Below are 25,745 nucleotides of genomic sequence, written 5' to 3'. Positions count from 1 at the left end.
CATTCTTGTTGTTTTGTTTCGCTTGCAAAAGTATGCTTTTCTTGTGAGATGGTGTGGAATAAATCCCTAAACTTGAAAGGAAAATCCCTATCGTGTGGGATTCATACACTTGGGAGTTGCTAAATCCTTCGGGGGATGCCTTGTTCCTTCAGAATTTGCGGGTTTCAACAAAAATAATAAATCAGAAAAGTCCATGAACAGGAGTGAATGCTCATGGACTTTATTCCTTAAATGAATGGTATCATGTAAAAAGGAAGCAACAATGTGTTGCCGTCTTTTTGTAAATCCTTGGTGTAAATCAAATAGCGTTGCGCAACAATCTTCGAGTATTTCTCGTAGAAGTTATCAAGTGAGACATGGGTTTTGTAGCCAGAAGATTTTACTTCAATTGGATACAGTTTGGTGCCGTTCGAGATAAGGAAGTCAATTTCGTAGTAATGCTTTTCGTCTTTTTTCCATGTGTGGTAAAAAAGTCTGTTTCCAGAGGCGGTAAGCATTTGTGCTGCAAGATTCTCATATATGTATCCTAAGTTAGCTGCAAGTTTGTCACTTAGCAGCTTAGAATAGATAATATTTTCAGTGAAAGATTTGTCCCAGAAAGCTAAGGTTACAAACAAACCAGTATCTGCAACAAACATCTTGAATTTTTCGAAATTGGTGCTCAGTGGCATTCCTACATTGGGGTCATCAACGTGGTAAGCCATATTGGTAATCTTGCTATCTTCCAATGTCTTGAGAAGTTCCAGCATTTTCTCCTCATTTGTTTCTCCTATTATTGATGATGGAACATAACGTGAAGCGTTACGCGAAAGGGCTGCTGGTATGGATAGAAACATTTTAGATGCACGTCCAGAAGTGTCTATCTTTAGCAAATCATCTTCATAGAGCTTAATGATTTTACGTTTAGTCTCATCTACCTTGCTCAGATTATTGGTTTCAATATAGGTGTTGATGGCTTGTGGCATACCTCCAACCAACATATAGAGGCGTAAGTTTCTTATTGCTTCTCGATGAGCTGCTCCCAAAGGGAGTTTCTTCTCCCAGAACTTGGCGAGAATGTTGATGGATGTTTGGTCACCTATAGCCCATCTGAATTCCTCGTAATCCAAAGGGTGCATTTCTATTCTGTCTTCTTCGCTTGGAATGGTAATGTCTTTGGTGTTCTTTTTCACGCTAATCAGTGAACCTGTCTCAATATAGTCGTAACGACCATCTTGTACAAGGTATTTGATGGCTTGGCGAGCAAGTGGGCATTGCTGCACTTCATCGAAAACAATGACTGAATTTCGGTCAACCAGTTCTACGTGATAAGTTTGCTGTAATTTGAGGAATAACAAGTCCATGTCCATCAAGTCTTCAAAAAGATCTTTTACTTCTTTTCTTGCTTTATTGAAGTCGATGATGATACATGATTGATATTCCTTTCGAGCAAATTCTTCCACGACAGTTGATTTCCCTACACGTCGAGCTCCTTCTATCAAGAGTGCTGTTTTCCCTAGATTCTCTTCTTTCCATTTGAGAATCTTATCGTATATTTTGCGTCTGAAAATTCTTTGTACCATATTATTTTTTCTTTATTCTGCTGCAAAGATACGGAAAATATCTGAAAATGAACAAGATAAGTGAAGAAAATCCGATTCCCCCGAAATTTTTTATCGCGAAATATCCGATTCCCCCGAAATTTTTTATTGCGAAATATCCGATTCCCCCGAAATTTGATGTGCGTTGGGAGGTGTCTTTAATAAGAAAAGTCCGTAGGAATTTGTTTCCCCACGGACTTTCTTATTATATTGTTATTGAAGCTTCTGCCTTGACGTTCTGGATAATAGCTATAAATCAAGTAACCATTTCCATACAGGTATCACTTCTATTTTCTTGTCTTTTACAATAATCTCTTCTTCCAACTCGTAAGTTAGGATTATGAGACGCTTGCAATCCAATACCTTGGACAGTTTGATAAGGGCAGTAGATTCTCTTTCCCAAGTTTCTGTAGATTTTTTGGGATTGTAGCTTACTTGTATAGCCATTGCTGCATCAGGTATATAAAAGTCTACTTCTATATTTTTATTATAAAAGAAAACTTGTTCGTCTAACCCATATCTTCGTAATAGTTCCATTGCAACCATATTCTCTAATAATGATGTGTCTATATCCATGGCAAGGATACTGATAATACCGTTATCTACAAAATAGTATTTAGGGTTGGTCTCACGTTGTGTGAGATTGTCTGCGATATTCTTGATAGGATAAATTAAGAAAGCATCTTTAGAATATTCAATATAATTGATGAGAGTTGGTTTGCTGAGTTTAGCACCAGTAGATGCTATTATATTGGTGAGTCGTGTGAAAGAAATTGGTTGCTTCACGCTCTCTGCTAATTTTCGGAAAAGTATGCGAAGTGAGAACTGGTTCTCTATTTTGTTGCGAGAGGCTATGTCGCCGAGGTAAATCTTTTGATATACACTATTGATATAATCTCTTTTAGATGCCAGTTTTGCACCTTCAGGAAAACCTCCAAAATGAAAATAGCTTTCAAAATATCTTTGTACTTTTGCTCTTCCTGATGTGGTCGCGATGGTATCTGTGTCATACGAAATCTCATTGGCATTCAGAAATTCTGAGAAACTATATGGCATAATGTGTTTAGTGATATAGCGACCTCCCAAGGTCGTTGCCACATCACTGCTAAGCATTTTAGCGTTGCTGCCTGTTATATAGACTTTGTACTTGTTGTCAGCTAAACGTCGTGCAAATTTATCCCAACCATCTATGTTTTGTATTTCATCAAGAAATAGAATTGGACGTTTGTCAGACATCATACCATGAACCTCAAGGATGAGGTTTAGTTCTTGCGCAGTCATGCCCATCAATCGCTCATCCTCAAAATTGAGATAGAGCATAGAGTTCCAACTGATACCTTGTTTCAGATATTGTTGAATTTGCTGATAAAGCATGAATGATTTGCCGGCTCGTCTTACGCCTATCAAGACATAGTTGGCAAACTCTTCCATTTGGATGTCTCTTGGGACAATATGCTGTAATTCTATCTCTTTTCTATTTTCCAAGAGTATTTCTCTGATAACTTCTTTTTGTATCATAATCTCTTTTTGTTTAGTTGATTTTGCAAAAATACGATTATTTTGTTAAATCGACAAAACAAAATGGCGTTTTTTACATAAAAAGATGGAAGTAGTAAAAAATAAGAGCTAAATATACCTAATTCAAGTTTCGTAAGTTCAGAAGTTAAAGGAGTTAAAGGAGTTATCGCTCCCTACGGTCGCTGAGGAGTTAAGACAACAGTCTTTTTGGCGTAGTTATTAAGCTGCAAGACATACGTCTTAACTCCTTTAACTTCCCCCCAAAAGCTACAAAATCTCCCCCTTTGTTATTTCAGAAAAGCAGCGATTTTGTTCATGGGGATGCCGAAGTTGAAGTTGTCAGTACCCCTCAGCTTCGCAAAGTTGACGGCAACTAATCGTCCCTTGCTGTCAATGACGGGACTGCCGCTTGAGCCTTGCATGGTAGGGATGCTGTATAACACCCTGTCTCCGTCTGGCAACTGGGTTACCTTTCCGCTTGTCATTTGAACTTGGATGCCTTGTTTGGTAGTAGCCAGGGTAGGACCGGCATTGTAGCCAATCATATAAAGTTGTTGGTCTATATGAAGAATCTTGTCATTGTGAGAGGAGAACATATTTTTCACCTTATCGATGACGTTTTCGTCTATCGTTCCGTCGGTTCTGAACACGTGAGCCTCGTCAGGAGTCTTCTTGTTCTTTAGTTGGATGGTGGCTAAGTCAGTATTTTCTTTGTCAGAAACTTTTATCACCACACAAGGGTTTTTGTCCAAGAAGTCTCTGTCGGAATTGACAAAGGTGTTGTCGTAGGCGATTCCGATTTCGCAAACCGCTGTAATGCTTAGTTCATCCAATGAAACGTGGTCGTCCATGGATTCCCTTACGCTGTTCAGTGTGTTGAACTGCTCTTCCAGTTCGCTTTGTTGCGAGGCAATTTCCTGCAGTCTTTCCGTATTCTCGTATGCATTACCATAGAAATCGTAAGAATAGCAATCACTCTTTTGACTCTCTAAGTTTTGGTATTCTTGCGATAAGGCACTCATCTGTGCGGCGTAGTATGCCTTGATGGAAGCCACCATGTTGTTGTAACTTTCTTTTACTGCCGTTTTGTCGATAGAGGGTTGGGCTACATGGCGGTTTGTCATGATAGTTCCTTGCTTGTCTATGAAGAAGCCGGTTCCCGTTAAGATTTGTCGTTTGTTTTTGATGTCAGCATATTCGAAAGCCAGGTTTTCGAGATTGCCCTCCTGGTCGATCCCGGTGAAGTATATGCTGTTGCCATTAGGTAATTTCATGACATAATAGTACTCGTTCAAAATCAGGACAACACCTGTTTTTGATTCGTCAAATAAGTCTTGGGCTGTTTTCTCGTTGCAACTTACTAATGATAATAGCAAGAGAATAAATGCGGTAATTTTCTTCATTGATCAAAGTCTTTTGTTTTTGTTGCAAAAGTAACTCTTTTTTTATTATTTTCCAAACGTTTTATGCAGATTTTGAAAAAGTTATCTTTATGGGGAGTTAAAGAAGTTAAGGGAACTGAAGTTTCGCAAGTTTTGTCCCACACGCCCTGAAGGGGCAGAAGCTCTTAGCCCAGGGCATCGCCCTGGGTATAATGCCAATGTGCAAGGCGCCCTGTAAGGGCAAAAGCTTTACATATCGCAAAGAATTTTCATTTTTTATTAGGTGTTTTTTAAAGCTTTTGCCCTTACAGGGCGCCAGGCTAACGCCCACAAACCCAGGGCGTTGCCCTGGGCTAAGAGTTTCTGCCCCTTCAGGGCGTGCTGCGTATTACAAACCGTACAGGTCGATAAAATTCCCTCTTATCTCCTCCTATACCAGCGATTTGAATCATTTTTAACTCAAGCTCTTCCGCAAGGCGGGTTCATCCCCGCACAAAAAAACGCAGCTCTGCTGCTGGCGTAGACCTCTGATGGTCCGCCAACCATAGAATGAAATGGTTACGAGCGACGAGGAGGAGCGGTTTCCTCTTCTTCCCTGAGGGGAGAAGACCGAGATGAGAGGTGGACCCTCCCTTAAGGGTAAGGGAGGACTGGTGGGTTTTCGAAAGACCCTTCTTTAATGGTAAAGAAGGACGGGTTGATTTTAGAAAAAACTTAAGGTTCAAGGGAAGTACTGGTGGGTTTTCGAAAAACCTCCTTAGCATTAAGAGAGGTTTTTCGAAAGCCCCATTTCAAGCCCTATTTTCTAAAAAATAAAGCATATTTTTTGATCGTCAGCAAAAAATATCAAAATCTGATACGTAATCCAACATAATTTAGTATTTTTGCAATAAAATCAAAAGCGAATATGACGCAGGATTGCTTGAATTCAACTTCTACAACCGACGTAAGCAAACGCTTACCAAAGGGCATTCACGTTACTGGGGCTGATGACAAATCGGATCCAGGTATAGAAGGAACGCCCTGGGGTTACCTGTTCATTCACAACAAGACAGCCCAGGCTTTTGAGAATGAGATGAAAGACTATAACGAGAAAAATCCCAATTCAGCCGTACCTTGTTTCATTCACCGCACTTTGAGGTACAGACAAAAGAACGAGAAAGGTGGAGTAAAGAAAGAATTACAGCCATCCATCAGTGGACTCGTATTCTTGCAGGGCAAAACAAAAGTCCTCCAAGCATTCCTAAAGAATTATTATCCGCAATACCACTTGGTGAAAGACCGATGCAAGGGAGTTCCTGCCTCCATCAAGGACAAGGTTATGCAACCATTCATGACAGTATTGAAGGATAATCCAGAAAGAGTAACGTTTCTGAGAGACCCATTCGAGAAGTTTGCCAAAGACCATGTAAAGCTGCGTGTACTCACCGGCATTTTTGCAGGATGCGAAGGCTATATCGTCCGCATAGACCGCGACCGCCAACTCGTCTTCGACTTTGGAGGTTATGCTGTTGCCATCCGTGGCGTCCACAAAGAGGACTTCGAGGTCGTCGAGAAGTAAAAAAGTACCAATAAGATACAGAACTTTCGCATGTGGCTTAAGTCAATTAGTGTCAAATATTTAAGGTTTTTCTTGGTGGTTACGAAAGTAAGTTGTAAATTTGCAGGCAAGGATTAGAATAAAGGAGAATGTATTATGTTGACAAATAATGTATCTCAAGATAGGACCATTCCTTATTGGGATGAAATCAAGAAATTAAGCATTGAGGATAAATATTCCTTGATAGCTAAAATTGAGTCCTCTTTAGGCGATGTTGATATGAGTGAGTCGACTAATTCGATTCATGGGATACCACGTGAGGTGATGATTGCGGCTGCAGAACATGCTCTGAAGGAAAATAGAGCAGGTCGCTGCATTCTAAATTCGCAAGTTGAGTCTTATATTAAAGCAAAAAGAGGGTGGAAGTAGTTTGGTCAGACTTGGCTTTGACGCAATTAGATGAAGTCATTGACTATGTGGAAGAACATTTTAGAGGAATATGATAAATAGGTCTAATGTCAGAAAAATGGTAGAAAAACACCGAATTTAATAATGGAATTGGACTTTCGCAAGTTCAGAAGTTATAGACAGATTAATATGAAGCAAAAACTCTTCAAAAATTTGGTAGTTTCACAGAAAACCCTTATCTTTGCTACGAATTAAATATGAAGTTATGGCACGGTTAACATTACAGGTAGATAGCCCATCTTTGTTGGAGCAATTAAAGAATGTCCTCTCTCTTATGAGAGGCGTTAAAATAGTTTCTGACTCCCCTGTTTCAAGGAGTGCTGCTTTGGAAGATGTTCCAAACGCAGAAACTTTGGCAGCAATGAAAGAGGCAGAGAGTGGTCATGATGCAGGAGTAGTTCGAGTAGATAGCTTAGAAAGTTTCATGGCATCAATGGAGGAATAGAGTTTATGAAAGAAATTCGAAAGACCTCGCAGTTCAAGAAAGATTATAAGCGTTTTAAGAATGATAAAGAATTTGTAGAAACGCTTATGGAGATAGTTAAGCTTTTGGCAGAAGGCAATCAGATACCGGAAGAATATAATCCTCATCCTTTGAAAGGTAACTGGAAGAACTATATGGAATGCCATATAGAGAATGATACACTTTTGATTTGGTTTGATAAGAACAATAACGCAATAGTATTAGTTCGTTTAGGTTCGCATTCTGAGTTATTTGGTAAAGGACGTAAGCGCTGATGTCATTCATTAAATGCCAATGAAGGTCATAAGATTTCTGCCATAACCCTGATGGGAACCTGTCCAAAGTCGAATAAAAAGTATTATCATCACCGCATCCAGCATTGTGTCCCTGCGTTCCCATCAACAGCAATCCCCATGTCCCTGCAGTCGCATCAGCAGCACCCCCCATGTCCCTGCGGTTTATCCCGCACAAAAAACCGCAGCTCTGCTGCTGGCGTAGACCTCTGATGGTCCGCCAACCATAGAATGAAATGGTTACGAGCGACGTTTCTGTCCCCTACAAGGGGAACCGAAGGGGTCGTAAAGACTATTGAGAGGAGCGGTTTCCTCTTTTCCCCTGAGGGGAGAAGACCGAGATGAGAGGTGGAGCCTTCTTTAATGGTAAAGAAGGACGGGTTGATTTTAGAAAAAAACTTAAGGTTAAGGGAGGACTGGTGGGTTTTCGAAAAACCTCTCTTAATGCTAAGGTAGTTTTTCGAAAGCCTTTTTCAAGGCCGATTTACAAAAAAATAAAGCATATTTTTTGATCGTCAGCAAAAAATATCAAAATCAGATACGTAATCCCACATAATTTAGTATTTTTGCAATAAAATCAAAAGCGAATATGACGCAGGATTGACTATGTCTCAATGTGTGTTCCGCAGGATCAAGAAAACGGCAAAGGACAAATTGATAGACTTACTAGCTCATAGATGGCAGCTGGCTACTGTTACAGCTTGGGCATGAAGCAAAAACTCCTCCCCAAATTTGGTTGTTTCACAGAAAACCCTTATATTTGCAGTCAAAAAAGGAGATACAATTATGGATACAGCTACATATACATTAGATGTCCCTACAACCGATATTTCTCTTTTCAAATCATTGATTAAGAAATTCGGGTGGGTTGCCAAAAAGCAAAAAGCCCCTAAGACTTGTAGATTAGACAAGGCATTAGAAGCAGCAAAGAATGAAAAACTCTTTGCGACTAATGATTTGGATGAATTAATGAAGAGTCTTGCGGAATGATGAAATATACTGTTAAGTATTCAACTTTGTTTAAAAAGTCATTTAAAAAATGCATGAAACGAGGTTGCTCTGTGGATAAATTTCGTAAAGTCATTTCTATTTTGTCAGAAACAGGAACTTTACCACCAGAATATAAACCACATCTTTTAAAGTCAAACTATAAAGGATGTATGGAATGTCATATTACTTCCGATTGGCTTTTAGTTTGGAAACAAAATGATAAAGAATTGATTCTGATTTTAACCGATACAGGTACACATAGTGACATTTTTGGTTGGTAGCTCACTAACATGAGTTATCTGAGTAAAATGTTATAGTAAGGTGCGTATATCACCATTACTCACCCGACTGATGGAGGGGGAGCAAGACTTCATGTCCCTAATTCCATGTAATTTACTCTTCGGTGAATACATAGAGGACAATACTGGTATGTCTAACTCATTGATTGAATAAAGAATTTTAGGAGAAGCGTGATGCTGCAATGAAAAGATTCATGGCATCAAAGGAAAGAAAAAGAAAGCGTATGGCAGAGTTAGAGCAGATGTTCCGTCAGGATTATTTAGCTCGTACAGGAGAAGAGCCAAAGTTTGTAAATGTTTGGTGACATGAAACAGCTTTCTTTGAAAATGATTAAATCCCTACGGCTCCACCTTCAAGCATCTATTCGTGTCCCTGCGTTCCCATCAGAAGTTCTTCCGCAAGGCGGGTTCATCCCCGCACAAAAAACCGCAGCTCCGCTGCTGGCGTAGACCTCTGCTGGTCCGCCAACCATAGAATGAAATGGTTCCGAGCGACGTTTCTGTCCCCTACAAGGGGAACCGAAGGGGTCGTAAAGACTATTGAGAGGAGCGGTTTCCTCTTCTTCCCTGAGGGGAGAAGACCGAGATGAGAGGTGGACCCTCCCTTAAGGTTAAGGGAGGACTGGTGGGTTTTCGAAAGAGCCTTCTTTAATGGGAAAAAGCGGTGCAAATGAGCGCAATGAAAGTTCACTTTCAAATTGCCGAGTGCAGCCCGCTTTATCAAAAAAAGAAGGAGAATTGCAGAAAGATTCAGTTTGGGCAAAATTTGCCTACACTGCCTCAGACGGCAAAACATATCAGGTTGATTATTATAATTTAGATGTTATAATATCTGTTGGTAATGGCGTAACGAGTCTCATGATCGTTGGCTCATTATAGATGATAGTCTCTATCATTGTGGTCATTCATTAAATGCCAATGGTGGTCACAAGATTTCCGCCATAGCCCTGATGGGAACCTCTCCAGAGTCGATCCTGTCCAAAGTCGAATAAAAAGTATTTTCATTACCTATCAAGGCTGTCCCTAAGCAGCAAGCAACCCCTTAGCAAATCCTTGAGTGAAGGCGGGTTCATCCCCGCACAAAAAACCGCAGCTCCGCTGCTGGCGTAGACCTCTGATGGTCCGCCAACCTTATAGCGTAGCGGTTTGAGCACCGAGTAGGGCGGTTTCCTCTTCTTCCCTGAGGGGAGAAGACCGAGATGAGAGGTGGACCCTCCCTTAAGGGTAAGGGAGGACTGGTGGGTTTTCGAAAAGACTCTTAAGGCTAAGGGAGTACTTGTGGTTTTTCGAAGGTTCAAGAAATTACTTTTACTTTTTCGAAGTTCAAGAAAGTACTTGTAGGCTTTCGAAAAACCTCTCTTAATGCTAAGGAGGTTTTTCGAAAGCCTTTTTTAAGCCCTATTTCCTAAAAAGATACCATATTTTTAAATTATAAATAGAAAAAAGATAAAATCTTATACGTAATCCAACATAAATTAGTATTTTTGCAATAAAATCACACTTTTCATAAAAAAAGTGCGACGAAAGTAAAAGTTATGTGCATAGGCTGCGTGCCAAATAAAAACTCAATTAAACAATTCAGATGATGCACATTATGAAAAAACCGACAAAGCTACGACAACCATCGGGTATGGTTGCAGCAAAAGACATAAAGTAGAAAGCGAATATGACGCAGGATTGCTTGAATTCACTTTCTACAGCCGACGTAAACACACGTTTACCAAAGGGCATCCACGTTACTGGGGCTGATGACAAATCGGATCCAGCTATAGAAGGAATGCCCTGGGGTTAGCATTTTAAAATCGACAAGAAAACTATACTTGACTTATTATATTCAAAGACATACCGATAACAGTTAAAGGTGAGAAGGATAAGTCTTATCAAGCAACATCTGTAACCTCTTAATGGGAAGAACAGGGCGAAATGTAGTACAGAGTGATTTTAATAAGCTTGACAGACTTGATGCCAAAATATAAATATTCTAAAAGGATACCCTTAAAAATTCATTATTGCATAAATATATTATATTTGCAGTGGTTATGGATAAGAATGAAATTTCACTAAGAATAATTGGCAAGAATGGGGATGAACCCCTTTCTCCTGCCAACTTTGACATCGGGCAGATACGATTTTTGCTCGATGAGGTGGAGAATTTGTTATATCCAGACAGAAAAAAGCGTAAAGATCGCCCTACAATTTCTTATGAATTGAAGGAAGGTTCAGTACTGAATGTGTTCAAAACTTCCATGCAAAGTGTTCTCTTAGTGTCGTCTATGCTTGGAGTTATTGAGCAGGAGAATGGCTATATTGATAAGCTGGAAGTGGCTAGTGCACAAGCGATAGAAAATCTTCAGTCTTTTGCCTTGCGCCATAACTATGACATAGAAATAGGCACTTCTGACAAACCACAACGCATCTTTAAGATTACTCCAACTACTCATTATGTCCGCCGTGAGAATATCTTGGTGGATATTGAGTGCTATTATTATGGTACATTGACCGATGCAGGTGGAAAGGACAAAGCTAACATTCATTTAGATACAAAGGATGCAGGCTCCTTGACAATACGAACAGACAAGGAATATTTAGCTGGCTATCAGGGAAATCCACTCTATAAAAAATTTGGTGTACGAGTTCGGGCTAAGAAGAATATTCTTACAGGCGATATAGATAAGTCAACTTTGGTCTTGGTGGAATTGATGGACTATCACCCCAAGTTCGATGAGGATTATCTACAGGGCTTGATTCGTAAGGCTACTCCAAAGTGGAAAGATGTGAATGCTGACGAATGGTTGACTAATATAAGAGGAGGGCTTGCCTGATGGAACAGAATTGCGTACTGTTGGACACCAGTTTCTTCATTCGCTTGTTGAATGAAGAAGACCCTTTGCATGAAAATGCTTTTGGGTATTTCAGATATTTCTTGGAGCATGATTTCGTGATAAAGATCAGCACCATTCAATTTTAATCATGCTCAACGAGCAGGAAAGATGATAGCAGAGGTTTATGCTGAGAAGAAAAAGCGCGGTGCAACCATTGCTCCAAGAGCCGTAGTACCTAATGATACCAAGATGTTTGCGCAAGCTGATGTGGAACCTGACATCAACTTTTATGGTACAGCGGATGTCGAATGCAAGAAGGTGTATGATATGATAAAGACTTCGGAAGGCAAATTGTCTTTTGACTTTATTGATATAACAATTCCTTATACAACCTTCTTTGGATTACTTGATTTTAAGGAGTAAATACTGATATGTTTTCTGTCATAGAAAGCTGTAATATGAATAAGTAATCTCCTGGATGGTATATCAAGGAGCTGGTTAGTCGTCTTACATCTAAAGCAAGCATTAAGTTAGATAAAGTGGTGTTTTAGCCTTGTTTTATACAAAAAATAAATGTTAAATTCAGTGATTTCTTATTTTTAACTTCTTCTGAACCGCCTTTAAATAAAGGCGGTTCAGAGGGTGTATGGAAATATAGATGGTTACAATACTCTGTATTCCCTGTAAACACTGGAGATGGAGTTGTATTATCATAGGGGTTGGATGCTTACAAAAGATACAAAATTACTTTTTTCAAAAAACTGATAGGTGTAACTACTTGTTATATAGTGGGGACGCTATATTGGTGTTTTTAGAATACATACATTATGGCGAAGCGTAAAGTAAACATAACCAATAACAGTATATCAAATACCGTAACCAAAGATATAAACAAGGCTATTTGTGAGTATCTATGGAATGGATTTGATGCTAATGCTTCACAACTGAGTATAAAATATACAAAGAATGCCTTCAATATAACTTCTCTTGAAATTCTAGATAATGGAGAAGGTATTGATAGGTCTTCATTGCAGGAAACTTTTGGCTGTTTCCAAGATTCTCAAAAGTTACATACTTATCAGTGGAGTTCACAGGTCAAAGGTAAGAAAGGAAAAGGTAGATATTCGTTCAACTGTTTTGCTTCGAAAGCTGATTGGGTGACAGTATATAAAGATAAAGAAAGTCATTATATTCGGCATAAAATCACAATTAAAAAAGGTGATAATCAAAACTATGATGACAATGAGCAAGAAACAAAACCTTCTTCTGTAAAGAAGACTGGGACGACTGTGTCTTTCTCTGATATAAATCTGCCATCCGATTTCTTTGATAGTGAAGTGTTTCTTGATTATTTGAAGAAAGAATTTGCTGTTTTCTTGTTTTTGAACAAGGCTCAGTTTAAGGAAATATTAATTAATGGAGAAAAACTTGATTATGAAGATGTTATTGAAGATTCTGATAATAAAGTAATTCAGATAGAAGGTGACAGAACCACTTTTTATTTTAATGTAACTTACATCCGTTGGAAAGAAAAGATGAAAGAGAACTACAGCATGTATTTTTTGGACTCTTCTCAGACGGAGAAATTCGAAAGAACTACAACCTTTAATAATAAGGATACAAAATTTCATCATAGTCTTTATATCTCATCTGATTATTTTAATCATTTTGTAGATGACGCAACTGGTGAGAAAAACTTGTTCGGTACTGATAATACATCTCCTAAAGACAAGGTATTTAAGACGTTAGTTAAGAAATTAAAGTGTTTTCTTGAGGAAAAGCAAAAGAAATATGTTGCCGAAGTTGCGAGTAAGAAATTGCTTGAAAAATATCAGTCTAAAGGTATTATTAGACAACCGCAGAATGATTATGACAAAATACTCGTCGAAGACTTAAAGAAGACAATTTCAGCCATGTATGAGGTGCAGCCTAAGATTTTCACAAACCTTCAAGATGATCAGGCAAAAACGTTAGTCGGAGTAGTCGAGCTACTTTTACAAACGGATAAACGTGAAGATTTGATTAGCATTATGGAAAGTGTGGTTAAATTGTCTGATGATGAACGGCACAATTTAGCTTCTGTATTGAAAACTACGGATCTCGCTCGTATTACAGATACAATTCGGCTCATACAGAATCGTATTCGTACCATATCAGCTTTAAAAGTAGCAGTAAAACCTGAGAATGGTATGAACGAGGTAGATGATTTACAGAAGTTAGTAGAGCAGTCATTTTGGATTTTTGGTGAGGAGTACAATATTGTCACACAAGCAGAACCTGATTTCAACCAGGCCCTAATGGAGTACTTAGACAAATTATATGATACAGTCCCTGGTATAAGCAAAAGCAATTATAGTAAAGATAAGATTGAGCATCCTGATGTAAATAAAGAGATGGATATATTTGCTTTTCGCCAGAATATTCAGAGCTCAACAATAGATAATATTGTAGTTGAGCTTAAACATCCAACAGTCAAACTGGGTGAAAAAGAACTTAGTCAAGTAAAAACTTATATGAATGTTATTATGAGGGATTCACGCTTTAATGCTTCTAATATGAGATGGAAGTTTTTCCTTGTAGGTAATGACTTTGATTCTTCTAATTATTTACACAATGAAATGCGAAATGCTATAAATTGGGGCAAAAAGAATTTAGTTTGTCACGTAGACAATAATGGAATCCAATATGAAATCTTTGTGATAAAATGGAGTGAACTCTTTGCTGATTTTGAAATTCGTCATAATTTCTTGTTGAAAAAATTAGAAATGAAACGAGATGAGTTATCTGTAGCTTCTGTTCATGGCAAGACTGAGATTCATTCTATAGTAGCAGAGGCAAATACTTCTGATACGCAATGATATTATAAAATAAACATAATTTTGACGAGGTATGAATTTTACAGAAAGAATGGAATAGAAGTTCCCGAACCCAAAATAGTTGTAAGAAATGATGCGTCAGCAGATTTTCGTTTATATCTTCTTCTGTTGATGCTCCGTTATGCAGGTTTGAAAAAAGTTCATACCTGTGTGTGCTTTGTAACCAAAGAAACTGAAGATAGAAATAACTGGGCAGAAAATGACTTTATGAAAAGTGAAGTGCAATCTATTCTTGAAAACTCTCCATGGTATAGAATTTATGATATCATCGAATCTTTTTATCAGCAAATAAATGATAAGATTGGATTTTTAGTAAGTATTCACCCCTGCGGGTTCATCCCCGCTAAAACAACCCTGTCGAGGGCTCTGATGCCCCGCCAACCTTATAGCGAAGCGGTTAAGAGCGACGTTTCTGTCCCCTACAAGGGGAACCGAAAGGGTCGTAAAGACTATTGAAAGGAGCGGTAACATCCCTTGTCCTTTTGGAAATGGCGAGGGCTCGGGAGTGAGTTTTGGTCCCCTCTTCGAGAGGGGACAGGGGGCGAAAAAATAAATATTATCTTTATGATAACGACAAGAATAGAACCACCATTACTGACCGGATTATTTGATACGGTCGTAACAGTAGATACAAAAGCAAACGGGTGAAATATCCAACGATAGCAAGTACTTTCGGACAAAAACGGGCTTGTAAAATGATGTGTAATCTGTAAGCATCCCATCTAATTTTGGTGGTTTGAATGAAAAAAATACTGGTATGCCAAACTCATTGATAAATAGTTAGGACGCTGTATTGGTGATATATTGTTATGATGGGCGAGGGTAGTTATAGAAAACATTGAAATAATGTGAAAAGTTTTGGAAGATACGAAGAAATATCCTATCTTTGTGAAATAAAAGCAACCAGCTATGTGTAAAATCTCAGAAGCAACAAAAGATAAGCTCGGCAACACCTTGATTTATATGGCAGAACGAGTGGCAGACCTTAGTAAGACCAAGGCCTTGAAATTGCTGTATTTAATGGAAGAGCGAATGGTCCTGAAATATCATGTTCCTTTTCTTGGCATACCTTATGAAGTATGGCAGGCAGGACCCGTAGCCAAGGATGTTTTCATAGACTTGTCGGATGGACCTTATCTATTGAAAGACTATATTAAGACAGATTTGGTTTGTTCCGCAACTTATCTTGTAGCCGTCAAACCATTCTGTGATGATGAGTTTTCAGAATGTGAGATTGCGATGATGGATGACATACTGAATAAGTATGGCAAGATGACAGCTGCGGATTTGGTTAATGAAACCCATAAAAAAGGCACGCTGTGGTATCAGGAGGCAAGTCAAAATGGATTATTGGAAGCATTTCAAAATCATGAATGCAACAACTCTGACTTGAAGATAGATTTCACGAAAGCGATGACACCATGTGCAGCCGAGTATTATCAGGAAAGTCTTGATGTTCATCAGACAGCCAATCTTTTAAACATTAATGCCCATGTTTGAGAAAGGTAATCTTTTGCTGTTTCGGCCATTTGTTTTCAAAAATGGAGCTATGCCCAAGGATAAGTTTTTCTTGGTACTGGAGAATGTTGATGGCAATTTGTTGTTGGCAAGCCTCCCCACTTCAAAGGATCATGTGCCATCAGATGTGGAAGTAAAGCATGGCTGCTTGGACTTGGCTGAGCGTTTTGTGAATGTCTTTGTCTTTCTGTCTGGTGAGGAGATTCTTTGTAGAGCAAATGGTGAACGTTTTTCTTTCTCGAAGAATACTTTCGTATATGGGGCGAACCTGGATATGTATAACATTTCTCAGTTTGAATTACAAGAACGGTTATCTCAGACAAATATTGAGTTAATAGGAAGTCTTGATGCTGCCTTGTTCGAAGAACTCAAGAATTGTCTATCCAATAGCAAGATGGTAAAGAATAAATACCGCAAGATTCTAAAATAGATGGGTAAAAACTATATAGTCATGTTACTATGTTGAAAAATCCGATGAGTTGAAGGAGTGCGCTTAGTCAATCTTTCACCCTAAAAGATAAAGCAAATGAGCGTAATGAAAGCTGGCTTTCTAATTGCCGAGTGCAGCTTATCTTCTGCAAAACGATAATAAAATAACTTTTTTCAAAAACAGATACGTGTAACTACTTGTAAAATAGTGGGGACGCTGTAATGGTGATATACTTTGCATGATGTGAAAACAATATATGTATGGGGATTTTCCTTTTCAAAAGTAGATTAACCATATATACGGAAAATAATATCTTCAAACGATAATCCTCAGGCAATTCAATGGTATGTGAGCATATTTTCTGAGGCGGATAAAACCAAGGCTTTGAATACGCTTTTGCCGTTAAGTATACCTGTTGATAATATACATTTTAAGCCGATGTCAGATTTCTTGATAAACCCCAATCTCAACATTAAGAATTAATGTTATGCTTACAAAAGAAAATGTAAAACAACTAGTCCGAGGATTTCTGCATGAAGCATGTGGATATTTAGGGATAGATGATTCTCAGATAGGCATTATTTATATGCCAATGCCAGTTCAGATGATGGTGGCGCTACTTAAAGAAGCAGATGATATCGTCATTGATACAAACTTGCTTGCAAAAGTAGTGGAGCAGAATACATATACAATCTTGCGCAACGATATATATCGTACTGCAAGAGAGATATATCAGCGCAGAAAGCATCAAGCAGAAGGAACTCAGGAAGATATGAAAGCTGATGAAATCGATTCTTATGCTTTTGCTTATGCCCTAAGTTTCTTAAATGGGCTGAGTTTGATTATACCTCATCGGTTTGTAGATGATTGGTGTCCAAGAATTCTTTATATTCTCAACAATGAGTTTCATGAGAATTGTGTTTTACATTCTTCTCCTGATCGACAGTTCAAGGGCGAATTTATCTATCGTGCTAAGAAAATCAAAGAAGTACGTCAAGCAGAATTAAAGTTGCATACAGCAACAAAACCGATTATTGTATCTCCTGACATATCCAACAACGAGAAAGGTTCAGAAACACATCCGTTCGACAATGTATTGGAAGCATGCCGATTTATAAAAGAAGAAGAGCGTAAGGCATTTGAGAAGGATTATTACATGAGCAATATATTGGCTAAAAGGCAATTTAATTATTGTGCGGATGTAAATATTTACAACATAAAATGGGCTGATGGTAAATCTTCTTACTGTCACCCTGAACTGCCTTCAGATGCCTTTATTGTAAATCAGTTAATGAGTGGCAAATTTTCCATAAAGCCCAATCTTTATGGACGTAAATTCCTGTTTCGTGGACAAAGTAAGTATTATGACGTCTGTACTCCTGGGCTTTTCCGCAATCCTAAGCAGAGCTATTTTTTAAAGGAACTCATTCAATATGATGAACTTCGAGCAGTCTTGGCAACACATCCACTTGTGCAATTGTTTGAACAAGGTATTGATTTGTGGCATGACATATTTCGTTTTGAGGTAAACTATGGCGGATTGGCTCAGCATTATTACAACAAGACCAGCTTTCTCGACTTGACATCAGACATAGATACCGCTATGTTTTTTGCTGTAACTGACTATCATTTCGATGAATACACACCTCATACAGACACAAGCAGTCTTGGAGTGATGTATTATTATGAATTGGCAGAACCGGGCGCATTTTCACTTCAAAAACAGCAGCATTTGTCAACTATAGGCAAACAACCGTTTATGAGAAGTGGAAATCAACATGGTTTCTTGCTTAATATGGAGAAAGGAGCAAACTTCAATGAGTTTTCTCAGGTTCATAAAGTCTTCTTCAGACATAATCCTTTGATTTCTAAGAAGATATTTGATGAATCAAAGAATGGTGTAAACTACTTTCCATCGGACATATTACAAGTACAATGGAAGCGTTTTTTGAAACAATTTGAAGAAAATCCTACAGTTTCTCTTGAAGCTGTCAAATTTAATGTCAAAGATAATGCTGCCCACTACGAGACGATAAAAAATATCAGCCGTAAGTTAGAAAAGATGTACGGAATAAAGGTAGATAAAAATAGAATACCTGCCTTTGATGCTGATCTTATGGATAAGTATTATGAAGACATGAAAAACGGATGGTGGCAAGATGTCTTCTGTAAGGACATTTATTTTGTTTCAGCGGATGGTATAGTATACAAAGATATGTTAATGCAAGTACCCAATGACACTCGCTATGCACGCTTTTTTACACGATAAATTTATTCAACTCGATGGAAATCTCTTAATCCCACTAAACACTGGGCTAAGAAGTGCTGCTATAGGGGTTGGATGCTTACATCACATTGATTTTTAAACAATTCAATATGTTGGTACATGCAAAAGTGCCTATACAAAGGGTTATGCCTTAAATTGAGTGCTAACCTGAGTCTGAGATAAAATGGATATTGGGGCATCACCAACCAATCTTTCATCTTTAAAATTGAGATTAGACATGGCAAAGTATTATGTTGAAGTCATATTTATGAATAGAAGACCAAATTGCGCAATAGGCATACGCAATTCATCCTATTTTAGAAGTAATGGACGACAAGATACCTTTACTTTTAGAAATAATGGTTTTACAATTGAGGCAGAGAGAAGTTGCAGCTATTCTGATGGTAGCATATTGAATAGTAGTCAAAACTCATTGAATGGACAAATATTGAAAGGCTTACTTGTTTATTATGCGCTTGCGTCAGATTTTCCTAAGTTGAAGAATATTTCTATTCTGAGAAAGCGTCAGCGAAGATTTGGAGATTTTGTTTATACTGAGACTTTAGAGTTTCAACAGCCGCTTACTCCAGGAATTGTACGAAATTTACATTTGTCACAAGCTGATGTTAATGAAATCCTTGAAGAAACAGATAAAGGTATTGCTGTAAGGACCGCTTTAAGTTACTGGCTTAAAGGTGTTAATTCACAAGATAGATATTTTAAGTTTGATAGATATTGGAAAGCATTTGACCGTCTTTTGTTGCATCAAGGAAATACAACACGAGAATGTGATGGAATTCAAGCAATGAAAGCTTTGATACGAGGAAATGCAGGATTGTTTGTGAAATCTACAGCAATGACAAATACTGCTTCAGATGGTTACATCCGTAAGTTTAGCTGGAACAAATTACTATATAAATGCAGTAAAAGATATACAAAACCTAAAGATATTTGTAGGCGTGCAACTGAATATTCTGATAGTCGTGCAATAAGGTTGTTTCAGAGTTTAGTATATGGACCAAAAGTACAAACTGCATTGAGTAGTGCGGGGCTTTGGACAGATGTAGTAAATCATTTTACTGCTAATACTGCTACTATATGTGACATAGATATAGTTTTGTTATTGTCGCTTTCTTATACATATTATCTTCGTTGTAAACTGTTTCATGGCGAAGTTCCCGATAGTACGTTTAAATTGAAACCTACTGATGAAGATTGGGAAATTGAGGAATTGGGCAAATTACTAGAAATAGTAGTGTTTGAGCTATTAGAGCATAATCATATATTTAGATAACAGGGCAATTTATGATTATACAGTTTAAAATATCAAATATCAAGGGCTTTGGTGAATTATGACAAAAGAACAAGTTTTAGCGCTGCAACGTGCTGACTTTGCCGTAGCAAAGTTCATAGAAGAGATATTAGGATCTGGGCATATAAAGGAATATACCTTTGATGAAACCAGAGACTCTGCTTTAGAATGTGCTAAGCAAAATATTGGGGCTTCATCTCTTACAGAACGAGAGAAATATGTGGCAAAAGAGAGTGTAGATAAAGCTGTACATGAAATTGCCAAGATATTTAAGAAAGGGATGATAGAATCAGGAAGATTAATAAAAACAAAATGAATGGTAATGATTAAGGCGGTCCCATCCCGCACAATCTGGCGCAGACCTCTGATGGTCCGTCAACCTTATAGCGCAGCGGTTCTGAGCACCGAGTAGGGCGGTTGGTACATCCCCTGTACCCTGAGGGGAAAGGGGCTTGGGGAAAGCGGTGGACCCTCCCTTAAGGGTAAGGGAGGACTGGTGGGTTTTCGAAGATCTCTTAAGGCTAAGGGAGTACTTGTGGGTTTTCGAAAAGTCTCTTAAGTTCAAGGAAGTACTTGTAGGCTTCCTATAAAAAATAGCATATTTTTAAATTATAAATAGAAAAAAGATAAAATCTTATACGTAATCCAACATAAATTAGTATTTTTGCAATAAAATCACACTTTTCATAAAAAAAGTGCGACGAAAGTAAAAGTCATGTGCATAGGCTACGTGCCAAATAAAAACCCATAAATACAATTCAGATGATGCACATTATGAAAAAAGCGACCAAGCTACGACAACCATCGGGTATGGTTGCTGCAAAAGACATAAAGTAGAAAGCGAATATGACGCAGGATTGCTTGAATTCACCTTCTACAGCCGACGTAAGCTACCGCTTACCAAAGGGCATCCACGTTACTGGGGCTGATGACAAATCGGATCCAGCTATAGAAGGAATGCCCTGGAGCCATCTGCTCATTGGCGGTGTTAACACCTACGTCGTCCGCAAGATGCGTAAGACTCAGTACAAACTTCAGAAGCTATACTTGGTCGCCACCTATTGCGATGAGGAAAAACAGGAATGGCACATGCTTATGCCAGACGAATTGCGTGAGTCTTTGTCAAGCAACTTTAAGTTCTATCTTGACTTGGCGGAGAAAGGCCAGAAAGGACCTACAGCCAAGCAACTCCGCATGATGGCAGCTATGAAGAGAATAATGGGACAATGCTCTGTAACCACCAAGCCTGCTCGAGTTGTCTCTTGATTGTTGAAAAGAAAAAATCTAAACTTTACTCAAAAATACTGGTATGTCTAACTCATTGATAAATAGTTAGGATGCTGTATTAGTGATATACCATATAGGTGATATACAAAGAAAACTAAAGATGCGTGAATTTTATTTCGAAGATCAGAACAAGAAAGTTGCATATAGGGGAGTGTTACCCCATGATGATGTAAACTGCCGTCCTTTAGATTATTTTAAATATGGTTGTGCTTTATTTCTATCAAACAAATATAGAAAGCAGATGGAAATGAAAGGTATTAACTTCTATTCTGATGATTTGATAAATAAAGTGGCAATCCAGAATATCGACAAGCAGATTTCTGAAATGTTAGGAAACTCTAATCGGAACGATAATCTTTTAAAACTACTTTCTAATGATGGACTTTCTTACAAAGAACAGAATAGGCTTCTGAAAGGAATGGTTTTAACTTCAAAAGAATTATTATGGTTAAATAAGGATGCTCAAGATTTAAATTATATGCTGGATGTTTTTCAAGAAGAAAAATATCCAGAGAAGTTTAATTTCAAAAACACACCCGTTTGTTTTTATCAGCAAAACGATAATTCGGTAGAAACTATAGGAAAAACAGATATGACAGATGGGGAAATGAGGGCTTTGTTAGAACAGCGAAAGGTTGTGCAAGCACGTGTGTTCCATAAAGGAGAACATTGGCATTGTTTTTATTATACTTTTAAAGGACTTGCAGGCTTAGAACCTGGTATTTTGGGTAAAATACCTCATTATCACTATATTTCTGATAAATCAGGTATAACAAGAGTGAAATTAGAGCAATGTATAAAAGAGTGCAATATGCCAACTTCGAAAGTTCATATTGTTCTGGATAGGGCATTATAATTTTGATGTAGGCTTAATTTGATGAAGCTTAGAGGTTATGTAAAAGTCTATAAACGCAACATATATAACATTAATGAAGTGTTTGTTATGAATAAATCTCGCGATTTTATTACTGCCAAAATCAAGAGTCCTTTTTGGCGTGCTTTATTTGCTCCATTTGAAGCGTTCCGTTTTCATAAACTAGAGTTATTCATTTGGTTTGCTTTTGTTTTAGTGGCCAGTTTGCTGGGTGTAATTATCAATTTGATAAAAAGAGTTGGTTTTGATGGATGGAATATTTGTGTAGCTTTAGGTCCAGACTCTGCTGCTGGGAGTTTCTATACATTTTCTATGGTTATGTTTTCTTCATTAATTTATCCTTTGTTTTCAAGGTTCATAAGTGGTGATAAACCAGAATATAGAAGAATACATATTGCGTATATAACGGTCCTTATATTTGTAATGCTCTTTTGTGGCGTTTATTATTCGTTTTCAACACTTGATCAACCAATGGTTGATTACTCGAAATTGCACAAGTCCGATATGGAGTTTGATTGTCCACAATTCTTTTTCTTTATATTAGCTCTGGTATTTTCTGCTTATTCTTTTGGACTTACACTTATTGGGCAACATGAAGATGTCTTACATTTGTCGGATGATTATTTAGTCAAGGAGAATAAACAGGTAAAAGAACTAGAACAACAATCAGCTTCATCTAGTAGTACCGCTACAACTGCTGGGGGAATTAAAATAAAAATTTGATTTTATGAATAATGTTTTCAAATACATAGAGGTTCAACAGCCGATAGGCACATTTTATTTATGTAGCATACCAGCACCTTTTTTATTGAAGGTAGTGAAATCTACGTCAAGAAATGAAGATCCCAATGCCGTACAACGTGAAAAGTCACCAGATCGGATCAAAGACATAGGAGCGTATTGTTCTGATCCTGATGCAGTGTTCCCTACACCAATAGTAATCAGTGTGAAAAGCAAGGATGTCACTCTTGATGAAGATAAACATATCTTAGTAATACCAGAAGACAGAGGTTTCATTGGAAATGTTATTGATGGGCAACATCGTTTGTGGGGTATTGAGCGTTCTGAACATCCTGAGGACTTTTCTTTGCCAGTTGTACTGATGTTTGACTTGACTGTTGCAGAGGAAGCATATATCTTTTCTACCATTAATAGCAACCAGCGAAAGGTTGATCCAAGCTTAATCTATGATCTGTTTGATGTTTCAACGAACAGAAGCCCTCAAAAAACAGCTCATGAGATAGCTCGGGTGATGAATTCGTCTACGTCTTCCCCTTTTTATAATAGATTAAAAATGCTTGGTAAGAAAGCATCTGGTCAAGATAAAGCGAGTTTGTCACAAGGCACGTTTGCAAAAAGTATTTTGATGCTTATTTCGAAAAAACCAGATGAAGATGCACGATTACTTAAACAAGGCAAAGAGTTGGTAGATGATGATAAAATGCCATTGCGTTATTTCTTTACCCAAGAAAAAGATGACCTGCTAGTTCGTGTTTTATCCAATTGTTTTAATGCTCTGAAAGAAGTATTTCCTAATGAATGGAAGTCTCCTATAGATAATATTTTATGGAAGACTACTGGCTTTAGGGCTGTTATATATGCATTGCCTTTTATCTGTAGAAAAGGTATTCGAGAAAAAGTTTTAACAAAAGATTTTTTTATAAGGTGCTTTACTGCTTTTAAAAATGAACTTAAAAAAAGAAATTTAACTTTGACCAGTTCTTCCTTCCCTGGTGGTGGAGAGCAAAATCAGAAAACATTGGCAAATTTGATTATTCAAAGTGTAGCAAATTTAGATTTGTCAGACTATGAATGTCATTTGGAACGTGTTCCTAATATTCAAGCATTTGCAAGTTCTATAGATGCAGATAAATATGAATTGTTTGATATAGCTCAAGCACTTGATAAAGGTACAGTCGCTTATGATACAATAGTTGTAAAAACAATAGAGGATGGTATAGAACTTATCCATAGTTTTTCTGATACTTCAATATACGTGAAGGAAAGCCAGCGCGAACCATATCTTAAGTTTATAGAAAATCATTATATGAATGGTGTTGATTATAATTCTTGGATTGGTTTTGAACAGGCATTATAGTTTGTATACCAATAAGTATTCAACTCATTTCAATGCTAACAACGTGAAGAAACAATGAAGCAATTTTGTGCTTGTAGTTCTCTCCTCATTCACTAAAGGCCATAAATTCTTCAGTTTAACATTACCTAGACATATTGATAAGGAATTGGATTTTAATCTGGAGTTTAGCCAATTTACCAAAATTGATAATTGAAGGAAAATATGAAAGTTATTTTCAAACAAGGCGATATTGTAAAGTTAAGCCAACGCTGCTTTGACAATTTAAGCAAAGGACTCTTTTTCCCTCAAAACTTATTTGAGATAAAAAGTATAGATTATAATGAGGCTATTGTTTTCTTGGAAAGTATTAGTCAGTCTATTTCTATAGAAGATATTCTTCCAGTAACGATAGATGGTAAAGAAGATCGAGATATTTATTATGACCCAATTGTGGCAGCTGGTTTTGTATCAGAAGATGGTCCTATTCCTGCAGTTTCCAGAGACTCTTCTGAATACTACATGGATTCTCTTAAAAAATCCTATGACGAGAATGGGGTAGCTTATTATGATGTCATACAAAACATGGGCATTCATTATGTCCATGAAATACAAAATCAAATACCACATCTACAAAATGATTTGAAGATACATTATCATATAAGAGAATATGTCAATAAGTCAAATGTTTTAGGAAGATTGGGTCAATTAGAACAAATTGTAACAGCAAAGGTATTCCAAAAAAGAATTTCAGATGGTTCATTTACAGAAGGAAAAACATTCATATATATCAAGAAAGAAATTGAAGAGAAGAATATCGTAGCGTCACTTGCTGACGCGGAAAGATACGATTATGTAGTTATTTGCTCTCGGAAAGACATGGCAAACTATTATGCCTTTTTCATCAATTCTGCGATAGGAAGGTTGTCATTGTTGTCTGAATTTAAATCTCGCCATCTTAAAGGAAAAACCAATATGTCACAAGTCAAGCGGTTGCCTGTTTTTTATCTGGAGGAATATGCTTCCGTGTGCTTGGTATTACAAGCTTTAATGGAACTCATACTTTCGTATGGCAAACACACCGAAAGTTTGAGAAAAGATGTGTTACCTACTATTTTCAATTTCTTTTCTTCTATAAGAGATTCTATGGTATTAGAAATGGTTTTGCCGAAACTGTTTAAGAAATCCGATGTGTCGATATTAAAGACTTGGAAAGAGGAAGTTGATCGTTTGGCAGTAGCGATTCCAGATGACTCGAATGGTAAAAAAGATTTGTTTGAGTTGATTTCACCATTATTTGAAGATTTAATGTCACCAGGCAATGAGTTGATGGAAAATATGAATCGTTTGCGCTTGTACATGAAAGAATTCATGGATTTTGCAAATAAAAAAATGGCAGCAGAACTATGAGTTGGAAAATATAACTCGCTCTAAATTGGACTTTGATTGAAAATCAAGAAGTTGGGCGTTTGCCTATATTATATAGGTAACAATATGGAAACGAGCGGACTTCTGCTCGTTTCTGTATTTTGCAATATGCAAAGAACGCCTCAATTCGGGGGCAAAGATACGACAATTTTCTAAATATCCAATGGATTACAAGGAGATTTTAACAAAAAAAAATACTTTGACAAGATAAATAGTTTAGACACAATTTGTTTGCAAAGTAGAACTATTACAAACACTATCTTTTTATCACCTTCAATAATAGATGTGTTTCACAAAGGACAAACATTGTACATAGCTCCTAAAC

Annotated in this window: 25 protein-coding genes; 22 read left to right on the top strand and 3 right to left on the bottom strand. The window is 37.4% G+C overall.

The features are described 5' to 3' along the window. Window positions 1-227: 227 nt before the first annotated feature. The 3 genes from P3T48_RS03220 to P3T48_RS03210 all read right to left on the bottom strand — a co-directional run bounded on the left by P3T48_RS03220 (window position 228) and on the right by P3T48_RS03210 (window position 4,501). Complete coding sequence (locus tag P3T48_RS03220) at window positions 228-1,562, bottom strand: ATP-binding protein (protein WP_276505624.1); 1,335 nt, start codon at window positions 1,560-1,562, stop codon at window positions 228-230. Window positions 1,563-1,829: 267 nt separating this feature from the next. Then, window positions 1,830-3,098 (bottom strand): ATP-binding protein, encoded by a 1,269-nt coding sequence (locus P3T48_RS03215; RefSeq protein ID WP_276505623.1) that lies wholly within the window; start codon window positions 3,096-3,098, stop codon window positions 1,830-1,832. Between the two features lie 287 nt (window positions 3,099-3,385). After that, window positions 3,386-4,501, bottom strand: a complete 1,116-nt coding sequence (locus P3T48_RS03210) for a S1 family peptidase (protein WP_276505622.1) — start codon at window positions 4,499-4,501, stop codon at window positions 3,386-3,388. A gap of 886 nt (window positions 4,502-5,387) precedes the next feature. On the opposite strand from P3T48_RS03210, the gene P3T48_RS03205 reads away from it, so the two are divergent. The 22 genes from P3T48_RS03205 to P3T48_RS03100 all read left to right on the top strand — a co-directional run bounded on the left by P3T48_RS03205 (window position 5,388) and on the right by P3T48_RS03100 (window position 25,402). Next, complete coding sequence (locus tag P3T48_RS03205; protein ID WP_276505621.1) at window positions 5,388-6,041, top strand: hypothetical protein; 654 nt, start codon at window positions 5,388-5,390, stop codon at window positions 6,039-6,041. Window positions 6,042-6,176: 135 nt separating this feature from the next. Then, window positions 6,177-6,449 carry a hypothetical protein gene (locus tag P3T48_RS03200; RefSeq protein WP_276505620.1) on the top strand — a complete coding sequence of 91 codons (273 nt, stop codon included), beginning with the start codon at window positions 6,177-6,179 and terminating at the stop codon, window positions 6,447-6,449. Window positions 6,450-6,693: 244 nt separating this feature from the next. Beyond that, window positions 6,694-6,933, top strand: coding sequence for a hypothetical protein (locus P3T48_RS03195; protein ID WP_217758955.1), 240 nt, complete (start codon window positions 6,694-6,696; stop codon window positions 6,931-6,933). A gap of 5 nt (window positions 6,934-6,938) precedes the next feature. After that, entirely contained in the window at window positions 6,939-7,226 is a 288-nt protein-coding gene (locus tag P3T48_RS03190; protein ID WP_217758956.1) for a type II toxin-antitoxin system YafQ family toxin, read from the top strand. A gap of 804 nt (window positions 7,227-8,030) precedes the next feature. Next, window positions 8,031-8,234: a hypothetical protein gene (locus tag P3T48_RS03185; RefSeq protein WP_276505619.1), complete on the top strand. Its 204-nt coding sequence runs from the start codon at window positions 8,031-8,033 to the stop codon at window positions 8,232-8,234. After that, window positions 8,234-8,515 (top strand): type II toxin-antitoxin system YafQ family toxin, encoded by a 282-nt coding sequence (locus P3T48_RS03180; protein WP_276505754.1) that lies wholly within the window; start codon window positions 8,234-8,236, stop codon window positions 8,513-8,515. Before P3T48_RS03185 ends, P3T48_RS03180 begins: the two co-directional genes overlap by 1 nt. Before the next feature lie 669 nt (window positions 8,516-9,184). After that, window positions 9,185-9,412, top strand: a complete 228-nt coding sequence (locus P3T48_RS14365) for a virulence RhuM family protein (RefSeq protein ID WP_443217161.1) — start codon at window positions 9,185-9,187, stop codon at window positions 9,410-9,412. 787 nt (window positions 9,413-10,199) lie between these two features. After that, window positions 10,200-10,325 carry a hypothetical protein gene (locus P3T48_RS03170; RefSeq protein WP_276505618.1) on the top strand — a complete coding sequence of 42 codons (126 nt, stop codon included), beginning with the start codon at window positions 10,200-10,202 and terminating at the stop codon, window positions 10,323-10,325. A gap of 247 nt (window positions 10,326-10,572) precedes the next feature. Beyond that, a complete protein-coding gene (locus P3T48_RS03165) occupies window positions 10,573-11,355 on the top strand; it encodes a hypothetical protein (RefSeq protein WP_276505617.1) in 783 nt (260 codons plus the stop codon). 168 nt (window positions 11,356-11,523) lie between these two features. Further along, window positions 11,524-11,778 (top strand): hypothetical protein, encoded by a 255-nt coding sequence (locus P3T48_RS03160; protein WP_276505616.1) that lies wholly within the window; start codon window positions 11,524-11,526, stop codon window positions 11,776-11,778. A 404-nt stretch (window positions 11,779-12,182) separates the two neighbouring features. Continuing rightward, window positions 12,183-14,213 carry an ATP-binding protein gene (locus tag P3T48_RS03155; RefSeq protein ID WP_276505615.1) on the top strand — a complete coding sequence of 677 codons (2,031 nt, stop codon included), beginning with the start codon at window positions 12,183-12,185 and terminating at the stop codon, window positions 14,211-14,213. Between the two features lie 21 nt (window positions 14,214-14,234). Beyond that, on the top strand, window positions 14,235-14,687 hold the full coding sequence (locus P3T48_RS03150) for a hypothetical protein (protein ID WP_276505614.1): 453 nt from the start codon (window positions 14,235-14,237) through the stop codon (window positions 14,685-14,687). Between the two features lie 453 nt (window positions 14,688-15,140). Further along, the gene (locus P3T48_RS03145; protein WP_276505613.1) at window positions 15,141-15,731 is read left to right on the top strand and encodes a Panacea domain-containing protein; all 591 of its coding nucleotides are present in this window, start codon (window positions 15,141-15,143) and stop codon (window positions 15,729-15,731) included. Beyond that, entirely contained in the window at window positions 15,724-16,179 is a 456-nt protein-coding gene (locus P3T48_RS03140) for a hypothetical protein (RefSeq protein WP_276505612.1), read from the top strand. Before P3T48_RS03145 ends, P3T48_RS03140 begins: the two co-directional genes overlap by 8 nt. A 487-nt stretch (window positions 16,180-16,666) precedes the next feature. After that, window positions 16,667-18,448, top strand: a complete 1,782-nt coding sequence (locus P3T48_RS03135) for an FRG domain-containing protein (protein ID WP_276505611.1) — start codon at window positions 16,667-16,669, stop codon at window positions 18,446-18,448. A 235-nt stretch (window positions 18,449-18,683) separates the two neighbouring features. Continuing rightward, the gene (locus P3T48_RS03130) at window positions 18,684-19,739 is read left to right on the top strand and encodes a hypothetical protein (protein WP_276505610.1); all 1,056 of its coding nucleotides are present in this window, start codon (window positions 18,684-18,686) and stop codon (window positions 19,737-19,739) included. A 58-nt stretch (window positions 19,740-19,797) separates the two neighbouring features. Next, on the top strand, window positions 19,798-20,073 hold the full coding sequence (locus P3T48_RS03125) for a hypothetical protein (RefSeq protein WP_276505609.1): 276 nt from the start codon (window positions 19,798-19,800) through the stop codon (window positions 20,071-20,073). A gap of 530 nt (window positions 20,074-20,603) precedes the next feature. After that, the gene (locus P3T48_RS03120) at window positions 20,604-21,023 is read left to right on the top strand and encodes a hypothetical protein (RefSeq protein ID WP_276505608.1); all 420 of its coding nucleotides are present in this window, start codon (window positions 20,604-20,606) and stop codon (window positions 21,021-21,023) included. 121 nt (window positions 21,024-21,144) lie between these two features. Next, window positions 21,145-21,900 (top strand): hypothetical protein, encoded by a 756-nt coding sequence (locus tag P3T48_RS03115; RefSeq protein ID WP_276505607.1) that lies wholly within the window; start codon window positions 21,145-21,147, stop codon window positions 21,898-21,900. Window positions 21,901-21,987: 87 nt separating this feature from the next. After that, window positions 21,988-22,641 (top strand): hypothetical protein, encoded by a 654-nt coding sequence (locus P3T48_RS03110; protein WP_276505606.1) that lies wholly within the window; start codon window positions 21,988-21,990, stop codon window positions 22,639-22,641. Window positions 22,642-22,645: 4 nt separating this feature from the next. After that, window positions 22,646-24,016 carry a DGQHR domain-containing protein gene (locus P3T48_RS03105; protein ID WP_276505605.1) on the top strand — a complete coding sequence of 457 codons (1,371 nt, stop codon included), beginning with the start codon at window positions 22,646-22,648 and terminating at the stop codon, window positions 24,014-24,016. A 201-nt stretch (window positions 24,017-24,217) separates the two neighbouring features. Then, entirely contained in the window at window positions 24,218-25,402 is a 1,185-nt protein-coding gene (locus tag P3T48_RS03100) for a hypothetical protein (protein ID WP_276505604.1), read from the top strand. The last annotated feature ends 343 nt before the right edge of the window (window positions 25,403-25,745 follow it).

Source organism: Segatella intestinalis (assembly GCF_029348455.1).
Taxonomy (GTDB): Bacteria; Bacteroidota; Bacteroidia; order Bacteroidales; family Bacteroidaceae; genus Prevotella.
The sequence above is the reverse complement of the archived record's forward strand: the minus strand, read 5'-3'. Positions and strand labels throughout refer to the sequence as shown.

What these genes read in the sequence shown, in the direction of transcription:
- P3T48_RS03210 (WP_276505622.1), bottom strand. Translation starts at nt 4,501, where the DNA reads ATGAAGAAAATTACCGCATTTATTCTCTTGCTATTATCATTAGTAAGT.
- P3T48_RS03185 (WP_276505619.1), top strand. Translation starts at nt 8,031, where the DNA reads ATGGATACAGCTACATATACATTAGATGTCCCTACAACCGATATTTCT.
- P3T48_RS03195 (WP_217758955.1), top strand. Translation starts at nt 6,694, where the DNA reads ATGGCACGGTTAACATTACAGGTAGATAGCCCATCTTTGTTGGAGCAA.
- P3T48_RS03165 (WP_276505617.1), top strand. Translation starts at nt 10,573, where the DNA reads ATGGATAAGAATGAAATTTCACTAAGAATAATTGGCAAGAATGGGGAT.
- P3T48_RS03155 (WP_276505615.1), top strand. Translation starts at nt 12,183, where the DNA reads ATGGCGAAGCGTAAAGTAAACATAACCAATAACAGTATATCAAATACC.
- P3T48_RS03205 (WP_276505621.1), top strand. Translation starts at nt 5,388, where the DNA reads ATGACGCAGGATTGCTTGAATTCAACTTCTACAACCGACGTAAGCAAA.
- P3T48_RS03115 (WP_276505607.1), top strand. Translation starts at nt 21,145, where the DNA reads ATGCGTGAATTTTATTTCGAAGATCAGAACAAGAAAGTTGCATATAGG.
- P3T48_RS03215 (WP_276505623.1), bottom strand. Translation starts at nt 3,098, where the DNA reads ATGATACAAAAAGAAGTTATCAGAGAAATACTCTTGGAAAATAGAAAA.
- P3T48_RS03170 (WP_276505618.1), top strand. Translation starts at nt 10,200, where the DNA reads ATGACGCAGGATTGCTTGAATTCACTTTCTACAGCCGACGTAAACACA.
- P3T48_RS03140 (WP_276505612.1), top strand. Translation starts at nt 15,724, where the DNA reads ATGTTTGAGAAAGGTAATCTTTTGCTGTTTCGGCCATTTGTTTTCAAA.
- P3T48_RS03105 (WP_276505605.1), top strand. Translation starts at nt 22,646, where the DNA reads ATGAATAATGTTTTCAAATACATAGAGGTTCAACAGCCGATAGGCACA.
- P3T48_RS03200 (WP_276505620.1), top strand. Translation starts at nt 6,177, where the DNA reads ATGTTGACAAATAATGTATCTCAAGATAGGACCATTCCTTATTGGGAT.
- P3T48_RS03125 (WP_276505609.1), top strand. Translation starts at nt 19,798, where the DNA reads ATGACAAAAGAACAAGTTTTAGCGCTGCAACGTGCTGACTTTGCCGTA.
- P3T48_RS03120 (WP_276505608.1), top strand. Translation starts at nt 20,604, where the DNA reads ATGACGCAGGATTGCTTGAATTCACCTTCTACAGCCGACGTAAGCTAC.
- P3T48_RS03160 (WP_276505616.1), top strand. Translation starts at nt 11,524, where the DNA reads ATGATAGCAGAGGTTTATGCTGAGAAGAAAAAGCGCGGTGCAACCATT.
- P3T48_RS03100 (WP_276505604.1), top strand. Translation starts at nt 24,218, where the DNA reads ATGAAAGTTATTTTCAAACAAGGCGATATTGTAAAGTTAAGCCAACGC.
- P3T48_RS03220 (WP_276505624.1), bottom strand. Translation starts at nt 1,562, where the DNA reads ATGGTACAAAGAATTTTCAGACGCAAAATATACGATAAGATTCTCAAA.
- P3T48_RS03180 (WP_276505754.1), top strand. Translation starts at nt 8,234, where the DNA reads ATGAAATATACTGTTAAGTATTCAACTTTGTTTAAAAAGTCATTTAAA.
- P3T48_RS03190 (WP_217758956.1), top strand. Translation starts at nt 6,939, where the DNA reads ATGAAAGAAATTCGAAAGACCTCGCAGTTCAAGAAAGATTATAAGCGT.
- P3T48_RS03145 (WP_276505613.1), top strand. Translation starts at nt 15,141, where the DNA reads ATGTGTAAAATCTCAGAAGCAACAAAAGATAAGCTCGGCAACACCTTG.
- P3T48_RS14365 (WP_443217161.1), top strand. Translation starts at nt 9,185, where the DNA reads ATGGGAAAAAGCGGTGCAAATGAGCGCAATGAAAGTTCACTTTCAAAT.
- P3T48_RS03110 (WP_276505606.1), top strand. Translation starts at nt 21,988, where the DNA reads ATGAATAAATCTCGCGATTTTATTACTGCCAAAATCAAGAGTCCTTTT.
- P3T48_RS03135 (WP_276505611.1), top strand. Translation starts at nt 16,667, where the DNA reads ATGCTTACAAAAGAAAATGTAAAACAACTAGTCCGAGGATTTCTGCAT.
- P3T48_RS03130 (WP_276505610.1), top strand. Translation starts at nt 18,684, where the DNA reads ATGGCAAAGTATTATGTTGAAGTCATATTTATGAATAGAAGACCAAAT.